Here is a 25,325-nt window from a genome sequence, read left to right as displayed (position 1 = left end):
GGCCGAATTTACATCTGCGCGGGGGCGGCGCTCATGTCCATCCAGAAAACCTCCCATTGGTGGCCGTCGAGGTCGGCGAAACCGTGCTGGTACATGAAGCCATGGTCCATCGGCGCGTTCGGCGTGGTGGCGCCGGCGGCCACCGCCTTGGCCACCACCTCGTCCACCTGGGCGCGGTTGTCGACCGAGAGCGCCACCAGGACCTCGGTGGCCTTCTTCGCGTCCGAGATCGGCAGCTTGGTGAAGCCCTGGAAGAAGGGCTCGACCAGCAGCATGGCGAAGATGTTCTCGCCCACCTCCAGGCAGGCGCCCTGCTCGTTGGTGAACTGCGGGTTGAAGTTCAGGCCCAGCGACTTGAAGAAGGCCTGCGAGCGGGCCATGTCCTTGATGGGCAGGTTGACGAAGATCTGGCGAAACATGGTGCTTCCTTTCGAAGGGTGAGGGGGTGAAGAAGGTTCAGGACGCCGCCGGCTTCTCGGCCAGGGACTTGAGGTAAGACAGGCCGGCCTCGAAGTCGCGGCCGATCATCTGGTCCATGTTCATGAAGACGCCGATGAGCCGCGCGATGAACGGGCTGGGGCCGTCCATGGCCCAGGTCACGCGGGTGGCCTCGCCTTCGGGCGCCAGGCTGAAGGTGACGACGTTGTGGCCCTCGAAGGGCTCGAACATGTCGAGTTGCATGGTCACGCTGGAGGGCGCGCTGGACGCGGTGATGCCGATGCGGCCCTTGCCCACGTCCTTGTTGCCCTGGAACTCGTACACCGCGCCGGGGCCGGCGGTGGGCCCGCTGTACTGGCCCTGCATGGCCGGGTCCTTGCGGGCGTAAGGGTTCCAGGTGTTGAAGCGATGCAGGTCGTTGATGAGCGGGTGCAGCCGATCGGCGCTCGCCTGGATGGTGGTGGAGCGCTCGACGTGGAAGCGGTCGGGCCGGCTCGCGGCGTACAGCAGCAGGGCGGCGATGGCCACGCCGATCAGCAAAGCAAGGATCTTGAGCATGGTGGCGGCTCCTCAGCGCTGGGGGTTGTGCATGGCGTCGAGCTTCTTGAAGTCTTCCAATGGCTCGCTGGGCGGGAAGTCCTCCATCTCGTAGAGCTGGCGCAGTTCGATCACGGCCTCCTTGCCGGCGCCCGCCGGGTTGGGGAAGCGGCGGCTCCACTCCATGGCCTCCTCGCGCGAACGCACCTGGATCAGGGTGTAGCCGGCGATGAGTTCCTTGGACTCGGCGAACGGGCCGTCGACGACACGCTTCTTGCCGTCGGCGCTGTACTGGATGCGCCAGCCCTTGCGGCTGGGGTGCAGGCCCGAGCCGTCGAGCAGCACGCCGGCCTGGGCCAGCTCCTCGTGGTAGCGGACCATCTCGGCCATCAGCGCCTCGTCGGGCGCGGGCGAGGTCTCGGCTTCGAATTCGTCGCAGGACTTGACGATGATCATGAATCGCATGGTGGGTCTCCTGGAGAGGGGGTCAGGGGTGGTCGAAGGCGTGCTGCAGGGCCGCGATGTCGAGCTTGCCCATGGCGAGCATGGCCAGCGTGACGCTCTGGCGCCGCGCCGCGTCGGGGTGCTGCAGCTGGGCCATGAGCTGCTCGGGCACGACCTGCCAGGACAGGCCGTAGCGGTCCTGCAGCCAGCCGCAGCGCTCCTGCTCTGGCACGGCCGAGAGGTGTTGCCAGTAGTGGTCCACCTCCTGCTGCGAAGTGCAGCGCACCAGAAGGGAGATCGCGGGCGAGAACCGGAAATGCGGCCCGCCATTGAGCGCGGTGTGCGGCTGCCCGTCGAGTTCGAAATCGATCGTGAGCACCGTGCCCTCGGGCAGCTGGGCGCCAGGGCCGTAGCGGGTGATCGTGCCGATGCGCGAGTTCGGGAACACCGACACGTAGAACCGTGCGGCCTCCTCGGCCTGTGTGTCAAACCACAGGCAAGGCTGGATGCGGGCGGGTGCGTTCATCAAGAACTCCTGTTGAAATGGGGATCTTCAACAGGCACGACGAACCAGCCCCGCGGTTTTCGACAAGCGCCGACAGAAACACCCCAGGAAAAACCCTGAGGCCGGGATTCAGCCCCGGCTGTCGTCGTAACACGGCCCCAGGGCGCGCACCTCGACGGTGGCCCATTCGGCGGCCGGGCACTCCTGGGCGATGGCCACGGCCTCGTCCATGCTGGCGCAGTCCAGCAGGAAAAAGCCGCCGATCATTTCCTTGGCTTCGGCGAACGGCCCGTCCACCACCTGGGCCTTGCCGCCGCCGGTGTGCACCCGCACGCCCTGCGACTGGGAGGCCAGCGATTCCGCCGCCAGCAGCTTGCCGCGCGAGCGCAGCGACTCGCCGAAACGCTGCATGCTGGCGTACGCCTCGCGGCCCTGGGCCTCGGTGCGGGTGCCGCGCTGGCCGGCCGGTTCAAGGATCAGGAGCATGTGGGACATGGAGCGCCTCGTTTCACTGTGCACAAGCCCTCCATGCTAACGCGTCACCCCGCCACCCGATGGCCCACAATGCCTTTCCATGAACCCTGCCAACTTCGAGGCCTTTCGCCTTCAGGCCCTGATCGAAGGCTACGACGAGGTGATCGAGCGCGAGTGGGCGCCCTTCACGGTGCTGGACATGCACACCCACCCCTTCGCCGCCAAGGCGGTGGTCACGCGCGGCGAGATGTGGCTGACGGTGGGCGACCTCACGCGCCAGCTGCGCGCGGGCGACACCTTCCAGATCGACAGCGAGGTGCCGCACGCCGAGCACTATGGCGCCGAGGGTGCCACCTACTGGGTGGCGCGGCGCAAGGACTGAGCGAAAACGCTCAGTCCAGGTAGGCCTCGGCCTGCCGGATCACGGGCGACCAGCGCGCGATCTCCTGGCGCAGGTGCTTGCCCAGCCCTTCGGGCGTGGCCTTGTCCTTGCTCACCGGCAGGGCGCCCAGCTTCTGCAGGCTGTCGCGGAACGCCGGATCGGCCAGGCCGTCCTGCAGCGCCTTCACCAGCTTTTCCGTGACGGGCCTGGGCAGGTTCTTCGGCGCGTAAACGCCGTGCCAGACCGTGACCTCCAGCCCGTCGATCCCCTGCTCGCTCAGCGTCGGCAGTTCGGGCAGCGAGGGCAGGCGCTCGCGCGTGGTGCTGCCATAGGGCTTGACGCGCGCGGCCTGGATCGGCCCCAGCGTGGTGGTGATCTGGTCGCACAGCAGCTCCACCTGGCCCCCCTGCAGGTCGGCCATGGCGGGTGCGGCGCCCTTGTAGGGCACCGTGGTCATGGCCAGGTTCAGCCGGCTCATCAGCATCAGGCCGCACAGGTGCGAGGCCGTGCCGATGCCGGCGTTGGCGAGGTTGATCTTCTTCTGGTTGAGCGTGATGTACTGGTGCAGCGCCTTGAAGCCGGTCGGTTCGAGGTCGCGCTTGCCCACCAGCGTCATGGGCACGTCCGCCACCTGACCGATGAAGTCCAGGTCGGTGGCCGGGTTGAAGCGCAGCGAGCGCGAGAGCGCGGGCAGCGTGGACATGCCGATGTTGTGGATCAGCAGCGTGTAGCCGTTGGCTTCGGCGCGCACCACGGCTTCGGTGCCGACGATGCCGCCCGAACTGGCGCGGTTCTCCACCACCACCGGCTGGCCCAGCGACTTGCCCATGGCCTGGGCCAGGTGGCGCGCGACCACGTCGGTCGGCCCGCCGGCCGAGAACGGCACGATGAGCGTCACCGGGCGCTGGGGGAACTCCTGGGCCAGCGCGGCGCTGCCCAGGCCGAGCGCCATGGCCAGGGTGAATAGGTGTTTTTTCATCTTTGTCTCCTTCGTTGTGGTTCGATCAATGGGGGACGCGGCGGTCTCAGGCCTCCGTCTTCTCGGTCCATTCGCGGTCCGCGCTCAGCAAGGGGTCGCGCACCAGCACGCCGTCGCGGTACAGCTGCCCGATCTCGTCGTCGTCCAGGCCGGCGAGCGTCTTGAGGATCTCTTCGTTGTGCTCGCCCAGCAGGTCGGCGCGCAGGCCACCGGGCACGTTCCAGGCAGAGAAGCGCGCGGGCGGCCCGGGGATGTCGAAGCGGCCGATGTAGGGGTCGTGCACCTCGCGCACCACGCCGCGCTCGCGCAGGTGAGGGTGCGCCATGGCCTCGCGCAGGGTGAGCACGGGCGCGCAGGGAATGCGGTGGCGTTCCAGCGCGGCAATGGCCTCGTCGCGCGTGGCGAAGCCGGCCAGCCAGGCTTCGAGGAGCTGCTTGAGCGCGTCGTTGTGGTCGCGCCGCAGCGCGGCGGTGGCGAAGCGCTCGTCCTTCAGCAGCTCGGGCCGGCCCAGCGCCTCGACGAAGGCCGCCCACTGGTGCGGCAGCGTGGCGAGCGTGAGGTAGCTGCCGTCGCCGCAGCGGAAGATGCCGGTCGGCCCGCCGTCGGGGTGCTGCGAGCCGGTGCGCACCGGGGTGTGGTTCTTGCGCAGGCTCACGCGCGGCACCGCCACCTCGTGCATGTTGAAGTAGGTGTCGAGCAGGGAGGTCTCGATGTACTGGCCCTCGCCGGTGCGCTCGCGGTGCAGCAGCGCGAAGCCCACCGCCATCGCCGCCGCCACGCCGGTGGAGGCGTCGCCGATGGCCATGGTGATCAGCGCGGGCTCGCCGTCGCGCTCGCCGATCAGGTCGGTGATGCCGGCATAGGCTTGGGCCACGTAGTCGTAACCCGGCTTCTGCGCCAGCTCGCCGGCCTGTCCGGCCAGCGAGATGGAGCACATCACCAGCCGCGGGTTGATGGCCTTCAGATCGTCGTAGCTCAGGCCCGCGCGCGCCATCACGCCGGGCGAGAAGTTCTCCACCAGCACGTCGAACTTGGGGACCATGGCCTTGATGAGTTCGCGCGCGCGCTCGCTCTTGAAGTCCAGCGCCAGGCTCTTCTTGGAGTGGTTGTGCTGGATGAAGTAGGTGCTCTGCGAGCAGCGCTTGTGCTCGGGCTGGTTGGAGCGCAGGCCGCCCACGCGGGTGCGGTCGCCGAACGGTGCGAGCTCGAGCTTGACCACCTCGGCGCCCATCTCGGCCAGGATGCGGGTGCAGGTCGGGCCGGCCACGATCTGCGTGATGTCGAGCACGCGGTAGCCGGTGAGCATGGGGGGTTTCTGGGTCATGGGGTCTTTTCCGAAGGGGCGAACTGGCCGGCGCCGAACAGGTTGTCCCAGCGCTCGCCGGTGGGCTTGGCGCCGGAGCGGTCGACCTTCTCTTCCAGCACGGCCAGGCCGCGCTGCACCGCCGGGCGGGCGCGCACCGCCGCGTACCAGCGCTGCAGGTGGGGGAAGTCGGCCAGGTCCTGGCCCTGCCACTTGTGGGCGCGCAGCCAGGGGTAGGTCGCCATGTCGGCGATGGAGTACTGGTCGCCCGCGAGGTACTCGGCCTGGGCCAGGCGGCGGTCGATCACGGTGTAGAGGCGGCGCGCCTCTTTCGTGTAGCGCTCGATCGCGTAGTCGATCTTCTCGGGCGCGTACTTGCGGAAGTGGTGCGCCTGGCCCAGCATGGGGCCGACACCGCCCATCTGGAACATGAGCCACTGCACCACCTCGTAGCGCGCGCGCGGCTCCTGCGGCATGAAGGCCCAGCCCTGCTTCTCGGCCAGGTACATCATGATGGCGCCCGACTCGAACAGCGCGATCGGCGCACCGCCCGGGCCCTCGGGGTCCACCAGCGCGGGGATCTTGTTGTTCGGGCTGATCCGGAGGAACTCGGGCCTGAACTGCTCGCCTTTGCCGATGTGCACGGGAATCACGCGGTAAGGCAGGCCCAGCTCTTCCAGCAGGATGGAGACCTTGTAGCCGTTGGGCGTGCTCCAGAAGTAGAGATCGATCATGGGCAGGGATGATGGAGCGGGCGGTCGCGCCGCGCCAATACCGTGTCGGGCTTGGGGCATCGTGAAAAGATATGGAGAGCCCGAAGGGTCGATAGGACAATGGCCCGATGGAAATCCGCCAGCTCAAGTACTTCGTGCGCATCGTCGAACTGGGCAGCGTCTCGCGCGCCGCCGCCGACCTGTTCATCGCCCAGCCCGCGCTCAGCCACCAGATGGCCAACCTGGAGGACGAGCTCAAGGTCAAGCTGCTCTCGCGCAGCGTGCGCGGCGTCTCGGCCACCGAAGCGGGCGAGGTGTTCTACCGCCACGCGCGCGCCATGCTGCGCCAGATGGAGCGCATGCGCACCGACGTGCAGCACGCCGGCGACTACCCGCAGGGCCTGGTGTCGGTGGGCCTGCCCAGCAGCGCGGCCACGCTGCTCGCGCCCTCGCTGATCGCCGAGGCCGCCGCGAAGTACCCCGACATCCAGCTGCAGATCACCGAAAGCCTGAGCGGCCACCTGGAGGAGCTGGTGGTCAATGGCCGCATCGAGATGAGCCTGCTGTTCGAGCCGCTGGCGCCGGACACCGGCACGGCGCGCCAGAAGGTCTCCAGCCACCTGGACGTGCGCCCGCTGCTGATCGAGGATCTGTTCCTGATGTCGGCGCAGGGCGTGGGCGATGGCGACGCGGTCACGCTGGACCAGGCCGCGCCCTGCGCGCTGGCCCTGCCCGGCCGCTCCAACGTGACGCGCCAGATCATCGACGCGGCCTTCCAGGCCGCCGGGCACGAAATGCGCGTGCTGGCCGAGCTCGATTCCCTGGCCACCATCCGCGCGGTGGTGGCCAGCGGCGTGGGCGCCACCATCGGCTCGGCGGCCATACCGGGCGGCACGGCCGGCCTGCGCGTGCAGCGCATCACCGAGCCGGCGCTGCAGCGGCGCCTCTCGCTGTGCACCTTCGACATCGTGCCCCTGAGCAGCGCGGCGCACCGCATCGTCGAGCTCATCACCGAGGTCACGCAGCGGCGGGTGGAGGCCGGCCAATGGCCCGGTGCCTCGCCCGTGCCGCCCCCATAGGACGGCGCGATACCGCCACGTCAAAGACCTATTTCCCCCCGCGCGGACCCGCTGCCTACACTGCGGCGCACATTTCCAACGGTGGGCCCATGACTGCAAAGATCCTCGACGGCGTGGTCGTTCTCGACCTCACGCGCTTTTTCTCCGGCCCCCAGGGCACGCTGTTCCTGGCCGGCCTGGGCGCGGAGGTCATCAAGATCGACGACCCGAAAACCGGCGACCCGACCGCCTTCGCGCCGCCCTTCGCGGGCCCGCAGGGCGTGAGCTTCCAGCGCCAGACCGAGGAGGACATGGGCATCGCCTACCTCAAGCGCGCGCGGGGCAAGAAGTCGGCCACGCTCAACCTCAAGAGCGCGGAGGGGCGCGAGATCTTCCTGCGCATGGTGCGCCACGCGGACGTGGTGGTGGACAACTTCAGCGCCGGCGTGGCCGAGCGCCTGGGCGTGGGCTACGCGGCGCTGAAGGAAGCCAACCCGCGCATCGTGTACTGCTCGCTCACCGGCTACGGCGCCACCGGGCCGGACCGCCACCTCAAGGCCTACGACCTGATGGTGCAGGCCGCCGTGGGCCTGATGAGCATCACCGGCCAGCCCGGCAGCGCGCCCACCAAGGCCGGCTCGCCGGTGTCCGACGCGATCTCGGGCGTGTTCGCGGCACTGGGCATCGTGGCCGCGCTGCTGCACCGCGACCGCACCGGCGAGGGCCAAGCCATCGACGTGTCCATGGCCGACTGCCTGTTCTCGCTGATCTTCGACGAGCCGCTGGACTGCTACCCGCAGCTCGGCCTGCAGCCCCAGCAGGGCAACCGCATCATGCGCTTCTCGCCCTTCAACGCCTACCGCACGCGCGACGGCTGGGTCACGCTCGGCGCGGCCACGCACGACGACTGGCTCGCGCTGCTGGAGGTGATGGGGCGCAGCGACCTGCGGGACGACCCGGACATGATGTCGGTCGCCTGGCGCCTGGCGAACAACGCCCAGGTGGACGAGGTGGTCGCGTCGTGGGCGAAGACCCTCTCCACCGAGGAGGTCGAGGCCCGCCTGGCGCAGGCCAAGCTGGCCTGCAGCCCGGTGCGCGACATCCACGGTGTGCTGCGCTGGGAGCAGATGGTCCAGCGCCAGATGGCGGTGCCGCTGTGGAACCCGATGAGCCGTTCCACCATGGTGGCCTCGGGCTCGGGCTTTCCGATCAAGTTCAGCGCCGCCCCGGGCGGCTACGACCAGCCGGCCCCGCTGCCCGGCGCGCACAGCGACGAGGTGCTCACGCGCCTGGCCGGCCTGGACGCGGCGCAGATCGAGGCCTTGCGCGGCGCGCGGGTGGTCTGACACCCGCCTCACAAAAAGAAGCCGGCTCGAGGCCGGCGTTTTTTTGGGCAGCAGGACAAGCGCTCAAGTGGTGGCGGTGGCCGTGGCGCGCGCCAGCTCGTCTTCCATGAAATCGAGCCGGTCCTTGCCCCAGAACATCTCGTCGCCCACGAACATCATGGGCACGCCGAACACGCCGCGCGCCACCGCGTCATCCGTGCTCTTGGCGAGCTGGGCGCCGGTCTCTTCGCTGGCGCTGGTGGCCTCGAACCAGTCCGGGTCCACGCCCAGCCGCTCGGCGATGGGGCGCAGGCCCGCGTATTCCACGATGCCCGCGTTGCCCTGTTCCCAATACGCCTCCAGCGCCGCTTCGACGAAGGCCAGCTCCAGGCCTTTCTGGCGCATCGCCAGCGAACCGCGCAGCACGCGGCTGGACTTGATCGGGAACTGGCGCGGGATCTGGAACGGCAGCTGGTGCTTCTCGGCCCAGCGCATCAGGTCGCGCTTGCGGTAGCGCAGCTTGGCCTTGGACTCCTTCATGAGCTCGTAATCGTTGTTGCGGAACACGTAGCCCAGGTTGTAAGGGTGCAGCACAAGTTCGGCGCCGTGGTGCGCCACGATGGGCTGGATGAGCTTGAACGCGAAATAGGTATTCGTGCTGCCGATGTCCCAGTACAGATCGACGTGTGGCTTGGTCATGCGCTTTCCATGGTGGCTGTTGAGTGGCCCACAGTCTAGGAAGCGCGCCGCGCGCTGACCAATACGGAATGGCGATTCGGGTATAGGGCCGCGTTATGGGGCGCTGGCCGGCTCCAGCAGCACGTACAGGCCCATCACCGGTTTCTGCTGGTCTTCGCGCAGCGGCGCCTGCCAGGTCTGGCGCACCTGGAAGCCGTGCGCCCGGGCCAGGCGCTCCACGTAGGCCGGGGCATGCGCGTAGCGCAGGCTGGGCCGCAGTTGCAGTTCTTCGGCGCCGGTGGCGAGTTCGACCGAGAAGGCGAAACAGCCCGAGGGCTGGAGGCGCTCGCGCACCGCGGCGAAAACCCCGTCGAGCGCGCCCACGTAGATGAACACGTCGGCGGCGATCACGAGGTCGGCGGGCTCATCGCGCGAGCGCAGGAAGTCGAGCAGCTCGCCCTGCACCACCTCGCGGTAGGCGCCGCTGGCGCGCGCCTGCTCGACCATGGCCTGGGCCAGGTCCACGCCGTCCACCGCGTCGGCGTGCGGGCGGATGAGCTGGCCGCACAGGCCGGTGCCGCACCCCAGGTCCAGCACCCGCGGGTAGCGCCGGCCGCCCACGCGCAGCGGTGCCAGCAGGGTCTCGTGCGCCTGGTACTTCAGCTGGTGGATCAGGTGGTGCTGGAAATCGTCGGCGTACTCGTCGAACAGCGCTTCCACGTACGCGCGCGGCGGCTGCGATGGCGTCGCCTCGCCGGCCTTCACCGAGGCCAGGTAGAAGCGGTGCAGGGTTTCGTCGCCGCCATGGGCCAGGGCCTGCTCGAAGCAGCGCGCGGCCTCCGCGTGCCGGCCGGCGTCGCGCAGCACGCTGCCGCGCTGGCTCCAGGCCTCGGCCAGGGTCGGGTCGAGCGCGAGCGCCCGGTCCAGCGCCGCCAGCGCTTCGTCGGGCCGGTCCAGCCGCAGCAGGCACATCGCCAGAGACAGGTGGATCTGCGGGGTGGAGGCCCCCAGCTGCACGCCCTGCTGCAGCGCGTGCGCGGCACCGGCCCAGTTCGACAGGGCTTCGTGCGAGAGGCCGAGCGCGACCCAGGCGTCGCGGTGGGTGGGGTCGGCCTTCGTGGCCTGCGCCAGGGTGGCCACGGCCTCCGGCCAGCGGCCCAGTCGGCAGTGGGTCACGCCCAGGTTGGCCAGGATGGACGGCCGCCCCGGCACCAGGGCCAGCGCGGCCTGGTAGCGGCTCAGTGCCTCCTCGAGCCGGTCGGCCTCGAAGAGGGCGTTGCCTTCGAAGAAAAAGGCCTTGGCTTGTTCGGTGGGGTCGGTGGCGTTGCTCATGCGGCCACCTTACACCACCGCCCTCACCTGTTCGGCCACGGCCGCCGCGAAGGCCGGGTCGTTGATGTGCTGCGGCAGCTTCAGCAGCCGGTGCGTGTCGCTCGCCTCGAACAGGCGCTCCAGCGTGTCGAACAGCACCGCATTGGCCTCGGGCGCGTGGAAAGCCAGGCCGGGCGCGTCGATCATGGACAAACCACCCAGCGGCAGCAGCAGGCGCACCGGGCCCCGGGCGCGGTTGAGCTGCCCGGCGATGCGCCGCGCCGCCGCCTCCAGCTCCCGGGCGTTGCTGCGCATCAGCGTCACCTCGGCGTTGTGCACGTGGAAGGTGCGGCCCTGGTGCCGTTCGGGAATGGTGGGCGGTGCGCCCCAGTTGATCATGTCCAGCGCGCCCACCGAGCCCACCCAGGGCAGGCCATGGCGCGCGGCGGCGTCTAGCCGGTTCGGCCCGGCATCGCACACGCCACCGGCCAGATGCTGGCCGACCTCGGTGGTGGTGATGTCGACCACGGCGCGCAGCATGCCGGCGGCGGCCAGGGCCTCCAGCGTGCGCCCGCCCGCGCCGTTCGCGTGGAACACCTGGGTGTCGAAGTCGGCCGCCAGCAGCCCGCGCACGGCCTGCACGCAAGGCGTGGTGACGCCGAACATGGTCAGGCCGATGGAAGGCTTGTCGGCCCCGTGGTCCGCCGGCGCGGGGTGTTGCAGCATGCCCGCCAGCGCGTGCGCCGCGTTGGCCAGGATGGTGCGCGAAAGCCGGTTGAGGCCGGCGATGTCGGTCACCGGGTACATCAGGGTGAGGTCCACCACGCCCACGTAGGCCGAGACATCGCCGGCCGCCATGGTGGAGACCAGCAGCTTCGGCATGCCAATGGGCAGCAGGCGCATGGCCGGCGCGATCATCGAGCTGCCGCCCGAGCCGCCCACGCCCAGCATGGCCTGGATCCCGCCTGCGCCCAGGCGCTCGCGCACCAGCGCACTCAGCGCCTCGCTCATCGCAATCACGGCCTCGCCCCGGTCGGAGGGCTCGAACACGGCGGCCGCGCCCTTGGGGTGGTGCCGCGCCACGGCGGATGCATCGATGTCGGCCACGCCGCTGGCGCTGCGCGTGCCGATGTCCACCGTCAGCACGCGCACGCCGGTCGCGCGCAGCAGGCCGGCGAGGTAGTCCAGCTCGGCGGCCTTGGTATCGAAGGTGCCCACCACCCAGGCGGCGGCTGGCGCGGTGGTCATCGGGCCTTGCCGTGGTGCGCGTTGACGCACTCGAAGAAGGTGCGAAAAGTGCCCTTCACGCGCTCCACCGCCTCGGCCTCCTGGTCGGCCGGCACGTCCCACTCGGCCCACCACTCGCCGAAGCAGCGGTTGCCTTCGGTGATGGGCAGCAGGTGCATCTCGGCCACGTAGTTGGTCCAGTCGGCATCGATGTGCAGGATCTTGTAGCGGCAGCGGTGCGTGTCGTCGGACAGCGCGAGCAGCTGTTCGCGCAGGAAGCCGCCGCCGTCGCGCACGGTGAAGTGGCGCACGCAGCCGACCTGGTCGGCCGGCTTGCCGTCCTCGATGTAGGAGTTCTCGAAGTACGGGTGGTAGTTGCCGAGCGCGCCGAAGTCGCGCAGGTAGGCCCATGCTTCATCGAGTGTCGCGTCCATCACCGCGCTCACGTAGACCCTGGCCATGTCTTGTCTCCTGTTCTCGTTGGGGTTCAGAAAGTCACGTTCTTGTAACGCTCCACGTGCGACTTGATCGCGATCTCCGTCGGCAGCCGCTCCATGCTGCTGGCACCGTAGAAGCCATTGCAGTGCCGGCTGTGCTTGAGCACGTGGGCCACGTCCTCGGGGCTGGAGATCGGGCCGCCGTGCGCGATCACGATCACGTCCTTGCGCACCTGGCGCGCCGCCTCGCCCCACTCGTCGATGAGTTTCACCGATTCGTCGAGCGACTTGGCCGTGGTGGCGCCGATGGTGCCACCGGTGGTCACGCCCATGTGGGGCACGATGAAGTCGGCGCCGGCCTCGGTCATGGCCACCGCTTCCTCGGCAGAAAAAACGTAGGGCGTGGTCAGCAGGTCGATGGCGTGGGCCTGGCCGATCATCTCGACCTCGGTCGCGTAGTTGATGCCGGTCTCCTCGAGGCTCTGGCGAAAGTTGCCGTCGATGATGCCCACGGTCGGGAAGTTCTGCACGCCGGAAAACCCGAGTTCCTTGAGTTTCTTCAGGAACACCGGCATGACGATGAAGGGGTCGGTGCCGTTCACGCCCGCGATCACCGGCGTCTTCTTCGCCACCGGCAACACCTCGCCGGCCATCTCCAGCACGATGTCGTTCGCGTTGCCGTAGGCCAGCAGGCCGGCCGAGGAGGCGCGCCCGGCCATGCGGTAGCGGCCCGAGTTGTAGATCACAATCAGGTCGATACCGGCGGCCTCTTCGCACTTGGCGGAGATGCCGGTGCCGGCGCCCCCGCCGATGATGGGCTGGCGCTGGTGCACCATGTCCTGGAATTTCGCCATCAGGGCTTGGCGTTCGAAACGCGGCATGAGAATCTCCTTGAAACGGGAAGCGGAAAACGGAAACATGAAGGGGGCCGCGGGCTCAGGGCCCGGGGCGAGAGCGGGTTCTGAGCGCGTCGATCGCCCCGGCGATGCCGCTGCGGAACGAGAGCACGCACACCATGAAGATCAGGCCGGTGACCAGGGTCACCCAGCCGCCGAAGGCATCGAGGTAGTACTGCAGACCCACCACCAGCGTGGCACCGATGGCCGGGCCGAACACGGTGTGCATGCCGCCCAGCAGAGCCATCAGCACCACGTCGCCCGAGAGGTGCCAGTGCACATCGGACAGCGCGGCGAGCTGGAACACCAGGGCCTTCATGGAGCCGGCCAGGCCGGAAAGCGCGGCCGAAAGCACGAACAGCGTGAGCTTGTAGCGCTCCACCGGGTAGCCGAGCGAGCGGGCGCGCGGCTCGTGCTCGCGGATGGCCACCACCACGTGGCCGAAGGGCGAGCGCACCACGCGGTGGATGAGCCACAGGCCGGCCACGGTGAGCAGCAGCACCAGGTGGTACATCGCGGTGTCGTTGCGAAGGTCGATGAAGCCGAGCAGCGTGCCGCGCGGGATCTGCTGCAGGCCGTCTTCCGCGCCGGTGAAGGGCAGCTGCAGGAAGATGAAATACACCATCTGTGCCAGCGCCAGCGTGACCATGGCCAGGTAGATGCCCTGGCGGTGGATGGCCAGCGCGCCGAACACCGCGCCCAGCAGCGCCGCGAACAGCGTGCCGCCCAGCAGGCCCAGCTCGGGCGGCAGGCCCCAGACCTTCACCACCAGGCCGGTGATGTAGGCCGCGCTGCCGAAAAAGGCCGCATGGCCGAAGGACATCATGCCGCCGAAGCCGAGCAGCAGGCTGTAGGCGCAGGCGAACAGCGCCATGCACAGCAGCTTCATCACGAACACCGGGTAGACCACCTGCGGGATCCAGGGCACTGCGAGCAGCAGCACCATCAGGACGGCGATGAAGGCTTTCTGCCAGGGAGCGAGTATCTTGTTCATACGGCCCCCTCCTTGCCGAACAGACCGCGCGGCCGGAACAGCAGCACCAGCGCCATGACGACGAAGATCACGGTGGTCGATGCCTCCGAATAGAAGACCTTGGTGAGCCCCTCGATCACGCCGATGCCCAGCGCGGTGACGATGGAGCCGAACACCGAGCCCATGCCGCCGATGACGACGATGGCGAAGACGATGATCACCAGGTTGGAACCCATGCCCGAGTTCACGTGCAGGATGGGCGCGGCCAGCACGCCGGTGAAGGCGGCCAGCGCGATGCCACCGGCATAGGTCAGCGTGAGCAGGCGCGGCACATCGACCCCGAACGACTGCGTGAGCAGCGGCTTCTCGGTCGCCGCTCGCAAGCGCGCGCCGAGCGGGGTGCGCTCGATCAGCCACCAGGTGAGCAGGCAGGCGGCGAGCGCCGCGAAGATCACCCAAGCGCGGTAGATCGGCAGCACCATGAAGCCCAGGTTGAACACGCCCTGCAGGTTGGCCGGCACCGGGTAGGGCTGGCCCGAGGTGCCGAAGGCCACGCGAAAGCCGCCTTCGAGCACCAGCACCAGGCCGAAGGTGAGCAGCAGGCCGTAGATCGGGTCCAGACCGTAGAGGCGGCGCAGCAGGCCGCGCTCGAACGCGCCGCCCAGGCCACCCACGACCAGCGGCACCAGCAGCAGCGCGGCCCAGTAGCCCAGGCCGGCGTAGCGCTGCAGCATCCAGGCGCCGAAGGCGCCGGCCATGAAGAAGGCCCCGTGCGCGAAGTTGACGATGCGCAGCAGGCCGAAGATCACCGCCAGGCCCAGGCTGAGCACGGCGTAGAAGCAGCCGTTGACCAGCCCCAGCATGACCTGGCCCGCGAGCACCGGCAGCGGCAAGCCGAACACCTCCGTCATGACGCCTCCCTGTCTATGATGCCAACGCCATGTCGATGAAACATCCCGATATCTCCACAGAAACCCATGTGCTGGGCGATGCCACCGTGCAGACGGTGGTGAGAGCCGAACAATGCGATGCCCTGGCCGCGCGCCACATCGCCCACGTGGCGGTGGTGGACGCGGCCGCGCCCTACACGGTGGTGCGAACGCACCTGAGCGGGGCCTTCATGCAGGTCTGCCTGAGCGGCGAGGGCCAGACCCTGCTCGACGGCCGCTGGTACCCGCACAAGCCCGGCAGCGTGAGCTTCGCGCCTGCGCACGTGCTGCACGCCTTCCATTGCGTGCCGGGCCAGCGCTGGCGCCTGGCCTGGGTGCGCTTCATGCCCGACTCGGTGCGCTCGGTGGACGGCGCCATGGCCCCGACCATGAGCCCGTTCGACGGCCAGGTGCTGGAGCACGCCATCCTCGGCCTGCACGGCGAGATGCAGGGCGCGGCCGACCCCGGCACCTGCGTGGTGTGGGTGGACGTGATCGAGCGCTACGTGGCGCGCCTGCTCGAACCGCTGCAGCGCGAGCCGCGCCTGGTGCCGGTGTGGAACGCGGTGAAGGCCGACCTGGCGCGCGACTGGACCCTGGCCGACCTGGCCAGCCTGGCCAATACCAGCGAGGAGCACCTGCGCCGCCTGTGCCAGAAGAACCTGGGCCGCAGCCCCGGCCGCCAGCTCGCCACGCTGCGCATCGCGCACGCGGCCCACCTGCTGGCCACCAGCGACGACAAGATCGAGGCCATCGCGCGCGGCGTGGGCTACGTGAACCCGTTCGCGTTCTCCAACACCTTCAAGCGGCTCACAGGCTTTCGACCTTCCGACTACAGAAGCAGGAAGTAAGAACGCTTCCGGCGCGAAATGACCGGGACCAGAAATACCGCGGAACTGGCTTTGCCAGGCCGCAGGTATTGCCCCCTTGAGGGGGTCGCGCGAAGCGCGGCGGGGGTGTTTCATACCCCGATCCGCGCCGTGATCGCGTCGAAATCGCGCAGCAGCGTGGCCGCGTCGAAGGTGTCGGTGATGCGGCCCGATTCCATCAGGCAGTGCCGGTCGGCCAGCTCGGCCGCGAAGTGCACGTTCTGCTCCACCAGCACGATGGTGTAACCCCGGCCCTTGAGCTGGCGGATGAGTTCGCCGATGCGATCCACGATCACCGGGGCCAGGCCCTCGGTGGGCTCGTCCAGCAGCAGCACGCGCGCGCCGGTGCGCAGAATGCGCGCGATCGCCAGCATCTGCTGCTCGCCGCCCGAGAGGTGGGTGCCGGCCGAGCCGGCGCGCTGCGCGAGGTTGGGGAACAGCTCGTAAAGCGCCTGCTCGCTCATGCCGCCCTCGGCCACCACCGGTGGCAGGCGCAGGTTCTCGCGCACGGTGAGCGAGGCATAGATACCCCGGTCGTCCGGGCAGAAGGCCAGCCCCAGGCGGCCGATGTGGTGCGGCGCCATCCCGATGAGTTCCTGGCCCTTGAAGCGGATCGAGCCCTGGCGCCGGCCCATCATGCCCATCACCGTCTTGAGCAGGGTGGACTTGCCGGCGCCATTGCGGCCCAGCAGCGTCACGAGTTCGCCTTCGTGCACTTCCAGGCTCGCGCCATGCAGGGCCTGGCTCGGTCCGTACCAGGCCATCACGTCGCGCAGGGTCAGCAGCGGTTCAGCCATGCGGGGCCTCCGCCTTGTGGTGCTTGCGCTGGCCGCCATGGCCATGGCCGAGGTAGGCCTCGACCACGCGCGGGTCGCGCGAGACGCTGGCGTAGTCGCCCTCGGCCAGCACTTCGCCGCGCGCCAGCACGGTGATGCGGTCGCACAGGTCGGCCACCACCGAGAGGTTGTGTTCCACCATGAGCACGGTGCGCCCGTGCGCGGCCTGGCGGATCAGTGCGGCGGCGTGGGCGATGTCTTCGGCGCCCATGCCGGCCATGGGCTCGTCGAGCAGCAGCACGCGCGGCTCCAGCGCCAGCGTGGTCGCCAGCTCCAGCGCGCGCTTGCGGCCGTAGGGCAGTTCACCGGCACTGTGCTCGGCCCAGGCCGAGAGGCCGGCCTCGTCCAGCAGCTCGCGGGTGCGGTTGTCGTACTGGGCCAGCGCGCGGTCGCTGCGCCACCAGTCCAGCGAATGGCCTCGGCGGCGCTGCACCGCCAGGCGCACGTTCTCGAACACGCTGAGCTGGCCGAACACCGCCGAGATCTGGAACGAGCGCACCAGCCCCAGGCGCGCCACCGCATCGGCCGGGGTGCGCGTGATGTCCTGGCCCTGGTAGCGGATGCGGCCGGCGCTCGCGTCGATGAAGCGGGTGAGCAGGTTGAAGCAGGTCGTCTTGCCCGCGCCGTTGGGGCCGATGAGGGCGTGGATGCTCCCTTCGCGCACCGACAGGTTCACGTTCGAGACGGCGTGAAACCCGTTGAAACTGCGCGAGAGGCCCTGCGTTTCGAGGATAGAAGACATGGTGGAGAGAGGCAATCAAGGGGCCGCTGCGCACGGCCGCTCCGAAGCGGCCGGCCCGCCCCCCAGTGGGGGGTATGCGGCTACACGCAGTGAGCAAGCAACGGGGGGCGTTTTATTTCTTGACAAGGTAGCAGGTGCTCTGCGCCAGCGGCATGAAGGCCTGCTCGCCGGGAATGGTTTTCACCAGCTTGAGGTAGTCCCACGCGTACTTGGACTCGGCCGGTGTCTTCACCTGCCACAGGTACATGTCGTGCACCATGCGGCCGTCTTCGCGGATCTTGCCGCCCTTGGCGAACATGTCGTTGATCGGGAGCTCGCGCATCTTGGCCGAGACGGCGTCCGGGTCGTCCGAACCGGCGGCCTGCACGGCCTTGAGGTAGTGCAGGGTGGACGAGTAGTCGCCCGCGTGCGCCATGTTCGGCATCTGGCCGCCCACGCGCTGCTGGTAGCGCTTGGCGAAGGCGCGCGTCTCGTCGTTCATGTCCCAGTACCAGGCGTTGGTGAGCTGCAGGCCCTGCGCGACGGGCAGGCCCAGGGCGTGCACGTCCTGGATCCACAGCAGCAGCGCGGCGAGCTTCTGGTTCTTGGTCAGGCCGAACTCGTTGGCCGCCTTGATCGCGTTGATGGTGTCGTTGCCGGTGGAGGCCAGGCCGATGATCTTGGCCTTGGAGGCCTGCGCCTGCAGCACGTAGGACGAGAAGTCCGTCGTGCCCAGCGGGTGGCGCGCGGCACCCACCACGCGGCCCTTGGCGTTGCGCACCACATCCCCCACCTGCTGTTCCAGGCCGATGCCGAAGGCGAAGTCCACCGTCAGGAAGAACCAGGTGTCGCCGCCGCCTTCCACGATGGCCTTGCCCGTGCCGTTGGCCAGCGAGTACGCGTCGTAGGTGTAGTGCACCGCGTAGGGCGAGCACTGCGCGTTGGTCACGCCCACGTTGGACGCGTTGTTCACGATGGCGTGGCGCTTTTTCTCTTTCGCCACACCGGCCACGGCCAGCGCCACGCCGGAGTTGGCGAGGTCGTTGATCATGTCCACGTTGCCCGAGTCGTACCACTCGCGCGCCTTCGCGGCGCCCACGTCGGCCTTGTTCTGGTGATCGGCAAAAACCACCTCGATCGGCTTGCCGAACATCTTGCCGCCGAAGTCCTCCACGGCCATCTTCACGGCCTCGACCGCGCCCTTGCCCGAGATGTCGGCGTAGACGCCGGAGATGTCGGTCAACACGCCGATGCGCAGCACGTCGTTCGACAGTTTGCCCTGCTGGGCGGTTTGAGCCTGGGCCACGCCCACGCTGGCGGCGGCGACAACGGACGCGGCGGCCCACAGTTTCAGATCCATGCTGCTTGTCTCCTGTTTTGGTGATGGCCCCGAACCGGGAGTTCGAGTGGCGCCATCCTAGGAGACGGGGGGCCCCGCAACCATGGTTTGAAGGCACAGACATCTACTCAAAACCCACACGACCACTTCGACGCATCATGTGCCCCTTCACTCCGACAAAGGACCCCCATGCAGATCAAATGGCTGGAAGACCTGATTGCCCTGGCCGAGACCCGGAGCTTCGTGCGGGCCGCGGCTCGGCGCCACGTCACCCACCCCGCGTTCGGCCGGCGGATCCGCAGCCTGGAGCAATGGGCCGGCGCGGAGCTGGTCTCGCGGGAGGGCGCGCCGGTGAGCTTCACCCCCGCCGGAGAAACCCTGCTTCAGCACGCGCGCCAGGCGGTGGAAGCGCTGGCGTCCGCGCGCAGCGAGATCCAGGACCACGCTGTCCCCGGGCAAAACGTTCTCACGCTGGCCACCGGCCGCACCCTGGCCCGGACGCTGGCCGCCGACTGGCTGTGGCGCATCAGGGCCCACACGGCCGGCGCGCTGGTCCATGTGCGCACCGGGTCGATGGGTGAGTCGCTGCAGCGCTTCGAGCGGGGCGACGCCGACTTCCTGCTGACCTACTACCACCCCGCCATCAGCGTGCGCCTGCAACCTTCGCGCTACCTGCAGCACACCATGGCGCACGACCGGCTGGTGCCGGTGTCGCGCGCCAGCGCCGGCGGAAAGCCGCTCTACCCCTTCTCGCCCAGCAAACCCGTGCCCTATCTGGCCTACGCGAACACGCTGGCGCTGGGGCAGCTGGTCTCCGACCACCTCGCCAACCATGCCCAGGCGCCCCGGCTCACGCCCATCTTGCAATGCGACTCTGCCGATGCGCTGCTGGAGTACGTGCTCAAAGGGCTGGGGGTGGCATGGCTGCCCTGGTCGCTGGCGGTGGGGGCGCACAAAGCCGGAAAGATCACCCCGCTGGCCGGCAAGGCGCTGGAAGTCGTCTTCGAGATCCGGATGGTCCGCACCAAACGGCGCCTGTCATCGCTGGCGGAAAGGCTCTGGGAAGTCTCCTGCGTGGGCTGATGTCGAAAAGGCACCGCAAGGTGCCGTTTCAGCACCTTGGCGAAAGCACCCGACACCAAGAATCGCGGTTGTTCAAAGAGGAGACCCACATGAGAAACTTTCACCGCGTCCTTGCCACCGCCCTGCCGATGGTGCTGTCCGTGGGCCTGGCGCCTGCCGCGCTGGCCCAGACCGACGTCTATCCAGAACGTCCGATCACGGTCGTGGTGGCCTACCCACCCGGCGGCAGCACCGACCTCACCGGCCGGGCCGTGGCCGACCAGCTGGCGAAAAAGCTCGGCGCCACCGTCATCGTGGAAAACGTGGGCGGCGCGGGCGGTGCCATCGGCGCGCACAAGGTCTCGCGGGCGGCGCCGGACGGCTACACCTTGCTCCTGGGGGCCAACAACGAGATCGCGATCAACCGGCTGATCTCGCCGTCGGTGAAATACAGCTACAAGGATTTCACCCCCATCGGGCTGGTGGCGTCCCAGCCCATGGTGCTGGTGGCCTCCACCCAGAGCGGCATCAAGACAGCCGATCAGTTCATCAAGACGGTCAAGTCCAGGCCCGGCAAATACATCTACGGCAGCTCCGGGGTCGGCACCGCGCTGCACCTGTCGGCCGAAATGGCCAAGCAGCAGGCGGGCCTGTTCATGTCGCACATCCCCTATCGCGGCGTCGGGCCGCTGACGACCGACCTGTACGCCGGCACGGTCGACTTCGGCGTGTACGTGCTCTCCAGCGGCCTGCCCCACATCCGGGGTGGCAAGGTGGTGGCGCTGGGCGTCACCGAGAAGAAGCGCTCGGCCGTCGCCCCCGACATCGCGCCGCTGGCCGACCACCCCTCACTCAGCCAGATGGACATCAGCGTCTGGTTCGCGCTGATGGCACCGCCCAATCTGCCCGAGGCGATCACCGCGCGCCTGCGCAAGGCGCTCGCCGAATCGCTGCAGACACCGGAGTTCCGCAAGAAGCTGGAGGACAGCGGGTCGACCGTGGCGCCGCTCAACGTCGAGATGAACGGGTTTCTCGCCGCAGAGTCGGCGAAGTACCAGAAGATCGTCGACTTCGCGAACATCAAGGAATGAGCCGCCCCATGTTCTCCCTCAGCGCTCCCGATCTCGGCCGCTGGCGCGCCGGCAACACGGGTGTCGAAGGCGTGTGGCACTTCGACGCCGGCGTGGCCGGCCGCCACGTCATGCTGAGCGCGCTGGTGCATGGCAACGAGCTGTGTGGTGCCTGGGCGGTGAAGGACCTCCTGGAAGCCGGCCTGCGGCCCGAGGCAGGTTCGCTCACGCTGGCGTTCTGCAACCTGGAGGCCTTCGACCGCTTCGACCCGGGCAACAGCGATGCCTCCCGGTTCATCGACGAAGACATGAACCGGCAATGGACGCCAGAGCGCCTGCGCGATGCCGACACCCGCGAACGCCAACGCGCTGCCGCCCTGGAGCCGTTCGTGCAGCGCGCGCAGTGGCTGCTGGACCTGCATTCCATGCACGAGCCGGGACAACCGCTCTCGCTGGTCGGGTTGCACGGGCGCAACCTGGCGCTGGCGCGCCAGCTGGGCGCGCCAGCCCACGTGGTCGTGGACACGGGTCATCAGGACGGGGTGCGCATGCGGGACTATGGCCAGTTCGGCCTGCCGGACGAGGACGCGCCCGACACGCGCTCCCTGCTCATCGAGTGTGGCTACCACGGCGACCCGACCAGCCTGGACGTCGCCCGCGATCAGTGCGCGCGCTTCCTGCTTCAGGCCGGCACGGTCACGGATGCGGGCGCGCTCCGATGGATGCCCGGGTGGAGGCAGCCCGATGCCCCCCGGCAGTGGGCGCTGCACGTGACCGGGGCCGTGGTGGCGAGAAGCCCCCGTTTCTTCTTCACCGAGCGCTTCCAGGGTCTGGAGACGATTGCCCACGCGGGCACCGTGATCGGGGACAACGACGGCGAGCCGGTGGTGACGCCGCACGACGACTGCGTGCTCGTGATGCCCTCGACACGGCAGGCCCGCCGGGGTGTGACGGTGGTGCGGTTCGCGCGCCGCGAAGCGCTGGTCTGAAGCGCCCCGGCGTTCTCAGGCCGCGCCGCGCACCCCACTGGCCACCAGCGCGCGGTAGTCCGAGGGCGTGTTGCCCACCGCGCGGCCGAAGGACTTGCTGAAGTAGGCCGCGTCGTCGTAGCCCAGTTGCTGCGCCACCTGCGCCACCGGCAGCGACGAGTAGGCCAGCAGGCGGCGCGCCTCCAGCATCAGCCGCTCGTGCAGGATCTGCAGCGCCGACTGGCGCGCCACGTGGCGGCAGGTGCGGCTGAGGTGGTCGGGCGTGACGCCCAGGGCCTGCGCGTAGAAGCTCAGCGGCTCGTGCTCGCGGTAGTGCTGCTCGACCAGCGCGAGATAACGCTTGACCAGCGCATCGCGCTCGCCCTGCCCGCGCTCGCGCTTGAAGTGCTCACCACGGCGGCGCAGGGTCTGCACCGCGAGCAGGGTGGCGCTGGCCAGCAGCGCATGCACGCGGCCCGGGTGCTGGGCGCGGAACTCGCGCGCGACCTGCGCGAAAAGCTTGGCGCATTCAGCCTCGTCCCCATCCTGCAGCCGCGGCAGCACACAGGAGGTGCCCAGCCCGTCGTCCACCAGGTTCGAGCCGCCCAGCAGTTGCCGCAGCGTGGTGGTGGGCAGCGTGACCTGATGGCCCACGGCGTCAGGCGTGTAGGTGAAACCGTGCACCGAACCCGGCGCGAGCAGCAGCATCACCGGGGCCTGGGCCTCGAAGTCCTGGCCGTCGATGGTGCCGCGCACGCTGCCGTGCGCGAGGAACTGGAACTGGTGCAAACCCTCGTGCCGGTGCGCCGGAATCGTCCAGTCCATTTCGGCGCCGCGCACCGCCACGGACTCGTAATGCAGGCAGTCGTCGGGCTGGTCGTGGCGGACTTCCCTGAAGGGAACGAGCAGCAAGGGGGAGGCGGTCATGGCAGAGGCGGGTGGCAGGCGATGCCGGAAAAGTACCTGAATCGGGCCGAAACGTCCATCGCTTCGGCGGCGCGGCTCGCGCATCATCCGCCTCCATGACACGCAACCCCCATCCCGATGTGCCCACCACCGCCCCACCCCTGAGCCTCACCGGCGCGCAGGCGCTGGTGCACGTGCTGCTCGCCGAAGGCGTGGACACGGTGTTCGGCATCGTGGGCGGCAAGCTCTCGCCGCTGTTCCACGCGCTCAGCCGCGAGCCGCGCATCCGCTTCATCGGCGTGCGCCACGAGGCCGCCGGGCCGATGATGGCCGCCGCCGTGCACGCGGGCACCGGCCGGCTCGCGGTGGCCGTGGGCGAGCTGGGCCCGGGCGGCCTGAACCTGGCCGCCGGCCTGGGCGTGGCCTTCAACAACCAACTGCCGCTGCTGGCCATCACCACCAACCAGCACCGCGCCGCTTCGTATCCGCACGCCGGTGTGTTCATGGACCTGGACACGGTGGCGGTGACCCGCCCCCTGACCAAATGGAACGCCGTCGTGCACGACGCGCGCCGCATGCCCGAGCTCGCGCGGCGCGCCTTTCGCGAAGCCCTGGGCGGGCGACCCGGCCCGGTGCACCTGGACATTCCACAGGACGTGCTGGGCGAGGTGCACGCCTTCGCGGCCGACGAGTTCGACCTGCCGCCCCGGCGCTACCGCGCCACGCTCGGGCCGCGCCCGGCCCAGGCCTTGGTGGAGGCCGCGGTGCAACTGCTGCGCGGCGCGCAACGCCCGCTCATCGTGGGCGGCGGCGGCGTGGTGGCCGCCGGGGCCGCCCCCGCGCTGCGCGCGCTGGCCCAGCGCCTGAACGCGCCGGTGGTGCCCACGCAGATGGCGCTGGGCGTGGTGCCCTCGGACAGCCCGCACTTCATCGGCCACGGCGGCATCATCGCGGGCGATTCGGTGAAACACGCCTTCGAGCGCGCGGACGTGATCCTCAGCGTGGGCTGCCGCTGGTCGTCGTGGATGTGGGACGCGCGCGGCGCGCTCGCGCGGCGCCACCACCGGCTCATCAACATCAACATCGACCCGTCCTCGCTCGGCCAGGCCGCGCTGCACGAGGTGGCCATGCAGGCCGACGCGGGCGAGGCGCTGCGCGACCTGCTCGCGGCCCTGGGCGACAGCGCCGCGCCGGCCGACGGCGCCTGGCTCGCCGAGCTGCGCGCGGTGCGCGCGGGGCACGAAGACCAGCTCGCGCAGATGGCGGCCGAGGCCGACGAGGTGATGCACCCTGCCGCCCTGGCCAAGGCCCTGGGCGATGCCCTGCCGGCCGACGCGCTCGCGATCTACGACGGTGGCCACACCACCTTCTGGAGCAACGACCTCACGCCCGTGCACGAGGTGCGCACGCGCTTTCACGAACCCGGCATGTCCCACCTGGGCTACGGTCTGCCGGCCGCGATCGCGCTCCAGACGCAGTTCCCCGGCCGCCCGGTGTTCAACATCACCGGCGACGGCGCCTTCGGCTTCACGCTCAACGAACTCGACACCGCGCGCCGCTACCGCCTGCCGGTGATCACGGTGGTGCACAACAACGCGGCCTGGGGCGTGATCCGCATGGGCCAGAAAGCCGGGCTCGGCTTCGAGATGGCGACCGCGCTGGAGGACACCGACTACGCGGCCATCGCGCGCGGCTTCGGCTGCCACGGCGAGGTGGTCACGCGCGCCGCCGAGGTGGCGCCGGCCCTGCAGCGCGCGATCGCCTCCGGCCTGCCCGCCGTGCTCGACTGCCGCACCCGTTTCGTGCCACACCCGGCGGTGGGCGCGTTCGTGGGCATGAACAAATACGGCTTCGCCTCGCTCACCCGGCTCGACCCGACCTGACGGCCGGCGCCCTGTTTTTCACACAACAACCAGGAGACAAGACATGCAACGCAGAACCCTGCTGCGCGCCAGCGCCGCCCTCGGAGGCCTGGCCACCACCGGCCTGCCCGCCTTCGCCCAGGCCCCGGCCGCCAACGCCACGCTGTGGTCGGGCTTTCCGGTCGGCGGCGGCCTGGGCGACCAGGTCGCGCGCCCGCTGATCGACCAGCTGCGTGGCAAGTACCCGCAGCCCATCATCTACGACAGCAAGCCCGGCGCGGGCGGCCGCATCGCGGCCGAATTCGTCAAGCGCGCCGCGCCCGATGGCAACACCCTGTTCGGCTGCCCGAGCTCGCTCATGACGCTGCACCCGCACGTGTTCAAGAAGCTGCCCTACGACACGCTGACCGACTTCACGCCCATCGCCGGGCTGTGCACCTACACCGCCGTGTTCACCGCCGGCCCGGGCCTGCCGGGGGAGATCCGCAGCGTGGCCGACTACCTCAAGTGGGCCAAGGCCAACCCGGCCCAGGCCAACTACGGCGTGCCGGCCACCGGCTCCTCGCTGCACCTGGCCGGCGCCATGCTGGGCAGGCAGTCGGGCGTGGACATGCAGGCCGTGCCCTACAAGGGCGGCGCGCCGCTGCTCACCGACCTGCGCGGCGGCCAGATCCCGGTCAGCTTCAACGTGGTCAGCGAGGTGCTGCCGCACATCCGCGCGGGCAGCCTGCGCGCGCTCGCGGTCTCGGCGCCCACGCGCTGGAAGGCCCTGCCCGACACGCCCACGCTGACCGAGCTCGGCTACAAGGACGTGGCCTTCGTCGACTGGCTCGGCTGGTACGGCCCGGCCGGCATGGAGCGGGCCAAGGTGGCCGCGCTCAACACCGCGGTGAACGACGCGCTGGCCTCGGCCGCCATGAAAGACGTGATCGACAAGAACGGCCTGGAGGTCATGCGGGTGTCGCCCGAAGGCCTGGCCAAGGCCATCCGCGAGAACCACGCCTTCTGGGCCAACGTGGTCAAGGTCACCGGCTTCAAGCCCGAAGACTGAGCGTGGCAAGATCGCGCCCCTTCCCCTTTCCG

Annotated in this window: 28 protein-coding genes; 9 read left to right on the top strand and 19 right to left on the bottom strand. The window is 69.4% G+C overall.

Features of this window, described 5'->3' with window-relative positions; all coding sequences use genetic code 11:
- Nucleotides 1-8: 8 nt before the first annotated feature.
- The 5 genes from ACODTB_RS03420 to ACODTB_RS03400 all read right to left on the bottom strand — a co-directional run bounded on the left by ACODTB_RS03420 (nucleotide 9) and on the right by ACODTB_RS03400 (nucleotide 2,419).
- Entirely contained in the window at nucleotides 9-419 is a 411-nt protein-coding gene (locus ACODTB_RS03420; RefSeq protein WP_291111218.1) for a VOC family protein, read from the bottom strand.
- Between the two features lie 37 nt (nucleotides 420-456).
- Nucleotides 457-996, bottom strand: coding sequence for an SRPBCC family protein (locus ACODTB_RS03415; protein WP_291111216.1), 540 nt, complete (start codon nucleotides 994-996; stop codon nucleotides 457-459).
- A 12-nt stretch (nucleotides 997-1,008) separates the two neighbouring features.
- Entirely contained in the window at nucleotides 1,009-1,440 is a 432-nt protein-coding gene (locus tag ACODTB_RS03410; RefSeq protein WP_291111214.1) for a YciI family protein, read from the bottom strand.
- 22 nt (nucleotides 1,441-1,462) lie between these two features.
- On the bottom strand, nucleotides 1,463-1,945 hold the full coding sequence (locus ACODTB_RS03405) for a VOC family protein (RefSeq protein WP_291111212.1): 483 nt from the start codon (nucleotides 1,943-1,945) through the stop codon (nucleotides 1,463-1,465).
- A 108-nt stretch (nucleotides 1,946-2,053) separates the two neighbouring features.
- Entirely contained in the window at nucleotides 2,054-2,419 is a 366-nt protein-coding gene (locus ACODTB_RS03400; protein WP_291111210.1) for a YciI family protein, read from the bottom strand.
- A 79-nt stretch (nucleotides 2,420-2,498) separates the two neighbouring features.
- On the opposite strand from ACODTB_RS03400, the gene ACODTB_RS03395 reads away from it, so the two are divergent.
- Nucleotides 2,499-2,780, top strand: a complete 282-nt coding sequence (locus ACODTB_RS03395; protein ID WP_291111209.1) for a cupin domain-containing protein — start codon at nucleotides 2,499-2,501, stop codon at nucleotides 2,778-2,780.
- A 10-nt stretch (nucleotides 2,781-2,790) separates the two neighbouring features.
- On the opposite strand, the gene ACODTB_RS03390 is transcribed toward ACODTB_RS03395, so the two are convergent.
- Genes ACODTB_RS03390 through ACODTB_RS03380 form a run of 3 tightly spaced genes read right to left on the bottom strand, consistent with a single transcriptional unit; the run spans nucleotide 2,791 to nucleotide 5,796 of the window.
- Nucleotides 2,791-3,759 (bottom strand): tripartite tricarboxylate transporter substrate-binding protein, encoded by a 969-nt coding sequence (locus tag ACODTB_RS03390; RefSeq protein WP_291111207.1) that lies wholly within the window; start codon nucleotides 3,757-3,759, stop codon nucleotides 2,791-2,793.
- Nucleotides 3,760-3,805: 46 nt separating this feature from the next.
- Nucleotides 3,806-5,083, bottom strand: a complete 1,278-nt coding sequence (locus tag ACODTB_RS03385; protein ID WP_291111205.1) for a CaiB/BaiF CoA transferase family protein — start codon at nucleotides 5,081-5,083, stop codon at nucleotides 3,806-3,808.
- Complete coding sequence (locus ACODTB_RS03380) at nucleotides 5,080-5,796, bottom strand: glutathione S-transferase family protein (RefSeq protein ID WP_291111203.1); 717 nt, start codon at nucleotides 5,794-5,796, stop codon at nucleotides 5,080-5,082. Before ACODTB_RS03380 ends, ACODTB_RS03385 begins: the two co-directional genes overlap by 4 nt.
- Before the next feature lie 107 nt (nucleotides 5,797-5,903).
- Between ACODTB_RS03380 and ACODTB_RS03375 the strand changes: the two genes are divergently transcribed.
- Nucleotides 5,904-6,854, top strand: coding sequence for a LysR substrate-binding domain-containing protein (locus ACODTB_RS03375; RefSeq protein WP_291111201.1), 951 nt, complete (start codon nucleotides 5,904-5,906; stop codon nucleotides 6,852-6,854).
- An 89-nt stretch (nucleotides 6,855-6,943) separates the two neighbouring features.
- Nucleotides 6,944-8,179, top strand: coding sequence for a CaiB/BaiF CoA transferase family protein (locus tag ACODTB_RS03370; protein ID WP_291111199.1), 1,236 nt, complete (start codon nucleotides 6,944-6,946; stop codon nucleotides 8,177-8,179).
- A 63-nt stretch (nucleotides 8,180-8,242) separates the two neighbouring features.
- Here the strand turns inward: ACODTB_RS03370 and ACODTB_RS03365 are convergent, their stop codons facing one another.
- From ACODTB_RS03365 to ACODTB_RS03335, 7 genes are all read right to left on the bottom strand, one after another.
- Complete coding sequence (locus tag ACODTB_RS03365; protein ID WP_291111197.1) at nucleotides 8,243-8,857, bottom strand: 2-hydroxychromene-2-carboxylate isomerase; 615 nt, start codon at nucleotides 8,855-8,857, stop codon at nucleotides 8,243-8,245.
- A 93-nt stretch (nucleotides 8,858-8,950) separates the two neighbouring features.
- The gene (locus tag ACODTB_RS03360) at nucleotides 8,951-10,168 is read right to left on the bottom strand and encodes a tetratricopeptide repeat protein (RefSeq protein WP_291111195.1); all 1,218 of its coding nucleotides are present in this window, start codon (nucleotides 10,166-10,168) and stop codon (nucleotides 8,951-8,953) included.
- A gap of 9 nt (nucleotides 10,169-10,177) precedes the next feature.
- The gene (locus tag ACODTB_RS03355) at nucleotides 10,178-11,395 is read right to left on the bottom strand and encodes a Tm-1-like ATP-binding domain-containing protein (protein WP_291111193.1); all 1,218 of its coding nucleotides are present in this window, start codon (nucleotides 11,393-11,395) and stop codon (nucleotides 10,178-10,180) included.
- Nucleotides 11,392-11,835 (bottom strand): SRPBCC family protein, encoded by a 444-nt coding sequence (locus tag ACODTB_RS03350; RefSeq protein ID WP_291111189.1) that lies wholly within the window; start codon nucleotides 11,833-11,835, stop codon nucleotides 11,392-11,394. The genes ACODTB_RS03355 and ACODTB_RS03350 overlap by 4 nt, the downstream gene beginning before the upstream one ends.
- Nucleotides 11,836-11,861: 26 nt before the next feature.
- Nucleotides 11,862-12,692, bottom strand: a complete 831-nt coding sequence (locus ACODTB_RS03345; RefSeq protein ID WP_291111185.1) for a phosphoenolpyruvate hydrolase family protein — start codon at nucleotides 12,690-12,692, stop codon at nucleotides 11,862-11,864.
- Nucleotides 12,693-12,747: 55 nt separating this feature from the next.
- Complete coding sequence (locus tag ACODTB_RS03340) at nucleotides 12,748-13,701, bottom strand: branched-chain amino acid ABC transporter permease (protein ID WP_291111183.1); 954 nt, start codon at nucleotides 13,699-13,701, stop codon at nucleotides 12,748-12,750.
- Complete coding sequence (locus tag ACODTB_RS03335) at nucleotides 13,698-14,591, bottom strand: branched-chain amino acid ABC transporter permease (protein ID WP_291111181.1); 894 nt, start codon at nucleotides 14,589-14,591, stop codon at nucleotides 13,698-13,700. Before ACODTB_RS03335 ends, ACODTB_RS03340 begins: the two co-directional genes overlap by 4 nt.
- Before the next feature lie 29 nt (nucleotides 14,592-14,620).
- Between ACODTB_RS03335 and ACODTB_RS03330 the strand changes: the two genes are divergently transcribed.
- Nucleotides 14,621-15,460 (top strand): helix-turn-helix transcriptional regulator, encoded by an 840-nt coding sequence (locus tag ACODTB_RS03330; protein ID WP_488929099.1) that lies wholly within the window; start codon nucleotides 14,621-14,623, stop codon nucleotides 15,458-15,460.
- A gap of 110 nt (nucleotides 15,461-15,570) precedes the next feature.
- On the opposite strand, the gene ACODTB_RS03325 is transcribed toward ACODTB_RS03330, so the two are convergent.
- From ACODTB_RS03325 to ACODTB_RS03315, 3 genes are all read right to left on the bottom strand, one after another.
- Nucleotides 15,571-16,275, bottom strand: a complete 705-nt coding sequence (locus ACODTB_RS03325) for an ABC transporter ATP-binding protein (RefSeq protein WP_291111178.1) — start codon at nucleotides 16,273-16,275, stop codon at nucleotides 15,571-15,573.
- Nucleotides 16,268-17,056, bottom strand: a complete 789-nt coding sequence (locus tag ACODTB_RS03320; RefSeq protein WP_291111176.1) for an ABC transporter ATP-binding protein — start codon at nucleotides 17,054-17,056, stop codon at nucleotides 16,268-16,270. The genes ACODTB_RS03325 and ACODTB_RS03320 overlap by 8 nt, the downstream gene beginning before the upstream one ends.
- A 112-nt stretch (nucleotides 17,057-17,168) precedes the next feature.
- On the bottom strand, nucleotides 17,169-18,395 hold the full coding sequence (locus tag ACODTB_RS03315) for an ABC transporter substrate-binding protein (protein WP_291111174.1): 1,227 nt from the start codon (nucleotides 18,393-18,395) through the stop codon (nucleotides 17,169-17,171).
- Nucleotides 18,396-18,563: 168 nt separating this feature from the next.
- Here ACODTB_RS03315 and ACODTB_RS03310 point away from each other — a divergent pair, with 168 nt between their 5' ends.
- The 3 genes from ACODTB_RS03310 (at nucleotide 18,564) to ACODTB_RS03300 (ending at nucleotide 21,495) form a co-directional block, all read left to right on the top strand.
- Nucleotides 18,564-19,457, top strand: coding sequence for a LysR family transcriptional regulator (locus tag ACODTB_RS03310; RefSeq protein ID WP_291111172.1), 894 nt, complete (start codon nucleotides 18,564-18,566; stop codon nucleotides 19,455-19,457).
- 89 nt (nucleotides 19,458-19,546) lie between these two features.
- Nucleotides 19,547-20,527 carry a Bug family tripartite tricarboxylate transporter substrate binding protein gene (locus tag ACODTB_RS03305; protein WP_291111170.1) on the top strand — a complete coding sequence of 327 codons (981 nt, stop codon included), beginning with the start codon at nucleotides 19,547-19,549 and terminating at the stop codon, nucleotides 20,525-20,527.
- 8 nt (nucleotides 20,528-20,535) lie between these two features.
- Entirely contained in the window at nucleotides 20,536-21,495 is a 960-nt protein-coding gene (locus ACODTB_RS03300; RefSeq protein ID WP_291111168.1) for a M14 family metallopeptidase, read from the top strand.
- A gap of 15 nt (nucleotides 21,496-21,510) precedes the next feature.
- On the opposite strand, the gene ACODTB_RS03295 is transcribed toward ACODTB_RS03300, so the two are convergent.
- Nucleotides 21,511-22,401, bottom strand: a complete 891-nt coding sequence (locus ACODTB_RS03295) for an AraC family transcriptional regulator (protein WP_291111166.1) — start codon at nucleotides 22,399-22,401, stop codon at nucleotides 21,511-21,513.
- A gap of 95 nt (nucleotides 22,402-22,496) precedes the next feature.
- On the opposite strand from ACODTB_RS03295, the gene ACODTB_RS03290 reads away from it, so the two are divergent.
- Both ACODTB_RS03290 and ACODTB_RS03285 read left to right on the top strand, forming a co-directional pair.
- Nucleotides 22,497-24,263: a thiamine pyrophosphate-binding protein gene (locus ACODTB_RS03290; RefSeq protein ID WP_291111164.1), complete on the top strand. Its 1,767-nt coding sequence runs from the start codon at nucleotides 22,497-22,499 to the stop codon at nucleotides 24,261-24,263.
- Between the two features lie 43 nt (nucleotides 24,264-24,306).
- A complete protein-coding gene (locus ACODTB_RS03285; protein ID WP_291111162.1) occupies nucleotides 24,307-25,293 on the top strand; it encodes a Bug family tripartite tricarboxylate transporter substrate binding protein in 987 nt (328 codons plus the stop codon).
- The last annotated feature ends 32 nt before the right edge of the window (nucleotides 25,294-25,325 follow it).

The organism is Hydrogenophaga sp. FG152 (assembly GCF_057809615.1).
The sequence above is the reverse complement of the archived record's forward strand: the minus strand, read 5'-3'. Positions and strand labels throughout refer to the sequence as shown.